Here is a 4,173-nt window from a genome sequence, read left to right as displayed (position 1 = left end):
TCGTTCCATCCTCCCCTCCCCGATCATCTTGATTTGCCGATAAAGTTGATCAGATCGGGTGGAGCCCTAAAAGTTCCACGCATTTGTTATCTTTATAACTCATATAGTTATAAGATCTTACCTATGATGCCCGCTTAGCCCTGCAGATGCAGGGCTTTCCGGATCAGGCGCTCGCGCGCAGCCGGGAAGCGCTGGCCTTGGCCGAAGCGCTGTCTCACCCCTTTACCTTGGCTCTCGAGCTCACCTTCAGTGCCTATTTCTATCAGTTCTGCCGGGAAGAACGGACCGCGCAAGCGCGGGCGGAGGCCGCCATCGACCTGGTAGCCGAGCATGGGCTTTCGCCGTTGTGGGGGGCGCAGGGAACGCTCATACGGAGCTGGGCGCTTTCAGAGCAGGGACAGGCCGAAGAGGGAATCGCACAGATGCGCGACGCCCTCGATGTCTTTCAGATCGTCGGTTACCAGCTGTTGTGGCCTTATCACCTTGGAATACTGGCTGAGGCGCTAGAGAAAGCGGGACGGGCGCAAGAGGGGGCTCGCCTCCTCCAAGAGGCGCTCGCCACCGCGCGCCGCACTGGGGAGCGCTGGTACGACGCGGAGCTGCTTCGATTGCAAGGGGAGCTTACGCCCCAACCGTCGGGATCTGGAGTCCCCAACCGCCAAGCGGAGCCGGAAGCCGAAGCGTGTTTTCTCGAGGCCATCGAGACGGCGCGCCAGCAGGGGGCCAAGCTCTTCGAGTTGCGCGCGGCGATGAGCTTGGGCCGCCTGCGCATGCGACAGGGCAGGCAGGCGGACGCTCGAAGCGAGCTTGCGGAGATCTACGGCTGGTTCACCGAGGGCTTCGACACGAAAGACCTGCAGGAGGCGCGGGCGCTCCTAGAGACCTTGGCTTGAGACGGGCTTTGTCATGCAGCCTGCAAAGCGAGCGGAGTCAGGCGTTCTATCCGTAAGGGAGCTTCATTCCAGGGGAAGCAGGCCGGCGATAGCCTCTGTGTCGTCGGACTTACCCTTGACCCCGTCTCCGCGTGCGCAGAGGACAACCGGCGGGCATTGGAGGCGATAGACCCGACGGTGAGCTTGCCAACGATCACGGTGGAGGCGCGCCCCCCAGCCGTCGATCCGGCTTTGAGATCAACAGTATTACGGTCCTCGATCGCGATACGGTGGCGCGCTCCGAGGAGCGGGAGTTGAACGGGGTCTTTCGCGGGCTACCGGGTGTGATCCTGCATACGCCAGGCAGCCGCGGCTCGCTCAGCACCCTGTTCGTCCGCGGGGCGAGCGCCGGCCTCGGCCAGCTCAGCTTCGACGGGGTCCCGCTCCTCGGCGAGTTGACCGGGGCCTTCAATCTCTCTGGCGTCCCCGCAGATGCGCTGGAGCGCGTCGAGATCGTGCGTGGGGCGAGCGGCCCGCGTTACGGGAGCCGGGCGCTCGGGGGCGTCATCCGGCTTGAGAGCCGCGATGCCCGGGAAGACGGGGGCTTCCTGCATCTCGAAGGGGGTAGCTATAACACCTTGTCGGAGACGGTCGGCGGGGCACTAAGAGGAGCGAAGGCCCGGACCACCGTGACCGCGAGCCGCGACGATATCTTCGAGGACATCAGTTGGGCCGACTCGCGGAACGGCAACCCGGAGCGGGACGGCTTCCGGACCACCCAGGGGATCGCGCGGCTGACCTTAGCGCCCAGCGCTCGGCTGACCCTCGACAGCTCCGCCCTCTACCGGCAGTCGCGCGCCGAGATCGATGTCCCGGGCCTCCTCCCGACCGGTCAGATCGGCCTCGTGGACGACCTCGGTGCCTTTGCCCGCGAGGAGACCTGGGTGGCCCAGACGGCGGCCCACGGGCACATCCTGCCGGGCTGGGAGTCGAGCTTGCAGCTCGGCTTCACCCGCAACCGCGCGAGCCTGCGGGCCTTCAACCGGCCCTTCGGCTTCGATCAGCGCCTGCTGCTCGCGCGCTGGACGAACACCCAGAGCGTCTATCGCGGCACGCCGGAGAAAGGCTCGGGTCTGGCGACCCCCCACGTGGGGCTGGTCTGGGGCGCCGAGGTCCAGCAACAGGAAGGTGAGAACCAGTTCGACCTGCCGGGACGCCGGCTCCACGACTCCCGCACGCTCATCGCCGGCCTCCTCGAGCTTGCAGGCCACTCCGGGCCCTGGGCCGGGTTTCTGGGCACGACCATCGATCACTACGACGACTTCGGCACCCACCCGACGCTGTATGCGGGTCTCAGCCGCTGGGCGACGCCCACACTCAAGCTCCGCGCTTCCGGGGGCCGGGGCTATCGGCCGCCGGCTTTCCACGAGTTCTACTTCGTGCCGTTCTTCGGTAACCCGAGCCTCGTCCCCGAGCAAGGCTGGAGCGGGGATCTCGGCCTCGACTGGGAGCCCGATACCGGCACACGGCTCTCGATCACCGGGTACTATCAGCGCTTCGACGATCTCATCCAGCTCACGCTCGCGCCTACCCTGAGCCTCTTCGTTGGCGAGAACGTGCCCGATGCCAGGATCTGGGGCTTCGAGCTCGAAGGGTCGCAGAGCTGGGGCCACGGCGTGATCACTGGCATTGACTACACCTATACGGGCAGCCGGGATCTCGACAGCGGACGGGTCCTACCGCGCCGGCCGCATCATCAGGGCCGTGCCTATTGCGAGTGGCAGCTCAGCGCAGTGCCCCTGACGCTAGGGTCGGAGCTCGTCTATCGCGGCAGCCACTTCGACGATAGCGAAGAGCGATTTATCGCGGGCGATGCCGTCTACCTCAATGCCCAGGTGAGGTACAGGATCTCGCCTGCCGTCCAGGTCTACCTCCGCGGCGAGAACCTCACCGACGACCGTACGCCCGAGGTCTTCAGCTTCGGTGCCCGAGGCGCCGCGGTTTTCGGTGGGGTGCGGGTGGAGCTTTGATATTCTACTGGTTCCCAAGCTTCAGCTTGGGAACCCAGGGCGTGAAGTTCCTGCTTCACGAGTCACCAGACCCGCATCGCCTCGATCAAGCCTTCCTGCCCGGCATCTCAAGCACTGGAATACCGCCAATGCTCCGGCTGGTCGACATATGCCGGCCGGCCCGATGCCGGGGGGTTCGGGGCAGTTCGTGTAGGATGCGCTGAGGAACGAAGCGCATCGTTCGCGTTATTCGTCCGCGAGAACGTCGAATATTCCATCGCAACCAGGAGGCAATGTCCAAATGCAATGAAGAGAATGATCCGGCAAGACCACCACCGTTTCCAATCGGAACGGGTGCGTTCTCCGGACGTACCGAAAAGACCATTGCAACGCATCGATGCGATCGACCAGCAAATGGTTGCCCTTCCGCTCGGCGAGATTGACCAAAAACCACGCTGCACCAGGAACATGATGACGCCGGTATTCAGTCATGAAGTCAGTTTGACCTTGGAAAGGTTTCGCACGCGAACGATTGCGCTTCGTTCTTCAGCGCATCCTGCGCGGGCTTCACGGCTTAGCCCGAACGGCGCCTTGCTTCCCGATGCGCGGCGGCAACGCCTCAGACCAGGAGCGTGGCGATCCCCCAAGAGATCAGTGCGGCGCCCGCGGCTCGGCCGACCCATCGGCCCGCCGGCAGCGCCTTCTCGACCAGTACCAGGACGGCGAGCGGAGCGATCCAGCTCAGGTTCATCACCCCGCCGACACACGAGAGCGCCATCAGCATCCAGCAGCAGCCCACGCAAAAGCCCCCGTGCAGCGCGCCGAGCCGGAGCGCGCCTGAAACATGCGGACGCCAGTGGCACGCAAGGAACGACGCCGGAGCGCGGCAATGCGACAGGCACGCGTGCTTGAGCGGCGATCAGCAGCGTCCATGTGGCGAACGCGAAGATGTGGGCTGCGATACGCGCGTCTTTCTGGTGATAGATCGGGCGGATGGACAAATCGCTCTTGAGTTCTTTGAAGGCCTGCTCGATCTCGGTCAGTTGGATGTAGTACTGCCACAAGCGAGCGGGAGATTCTCTCGTGAGATTGGAGCGGAGCAAGTAGCTCCCTTCTCGGCGCCGAACGATGCGGAGTTTGTTCCTGTTCAGGGCGAAGGTGAAGATCTTTGGGGTGACGGCCTGGTCTTTAGCAGGCAGATGGAGATCGACCAACCGGTAAGCCTGCCCGGCCTCTTTCTTGGCGGCACCGAGTTTGAGCAAGAGATCATCACGGGTCAGTTTTTGTTGCTG

General features: G+C 64.1%; 3 protein-coding genes and 1 pseudogene. 3 read left to right on the top strand and 1 reads right to left on the bottom strand.

The features are described from left to right. The first annotated feature begins 146 nt into the window (after positions 1-146). Together M3461_12530 and M3461_12525 are read left to right on the top strand one after the other, a co-directional pair. On the top strand, positions 147-893 hold the full coding sequence (locus M3461_12530; GenBank protein ID MDQ3775113.1) for a hypothetical protein: 747 nt from the start codon (positions 147-149) through the stop codon (positions 891-893). A gap of 269 nt (positions 894-1,162) precedes the next feature. Continuing rightward, on the top strand, positions 1,163-2,902 hold the full coding sequence (locus M3461_12525; GenBank protein ID MDQ3775112.1) for a TonB-dependent receptor: 1,740 nt from the start codon (positions 1,163-1,165) through the stop codon (positions 2,900-2,902). Positions 2,903-3,500: 598 nt separating this feature from the next. On the opposite strand, the pseudogene M3461_12520 reads toward M3461_12525, so the two are convergent. Beyond that, a pseudogene (locus M3461_12520) lies at positions 3,501-3,800 on the bottom strand (DUF2182 domain-containing protein). Here M3461_12520 and M3461_12515 point away from each other — a divergent pair. Next, the coding region (locus M3461_12515; protein ID MDQ3775111.1) for a hypothetical protein at positions 3,790-4,173 on the top strand (384 nt) is incomplete at its 3' end. The pseudogene M3461_12520 and the gene M3461_12515 overlap by 11 nt on opposite strands.

This window comes from Pseudomonadota bacterium, from assembly GCA_030860485.1.
Taxonomy (GTDB): domain Bacteria; phylum Pseudomonadota; class Gammaproteobacteria; order JACCXJ01; family JACCXJ01; genus JACCXJ01.
Note: the sequence above shows the minus strand (reverse complement) of the source record. Positions and strands in the feature narration are given on the sequence as shown.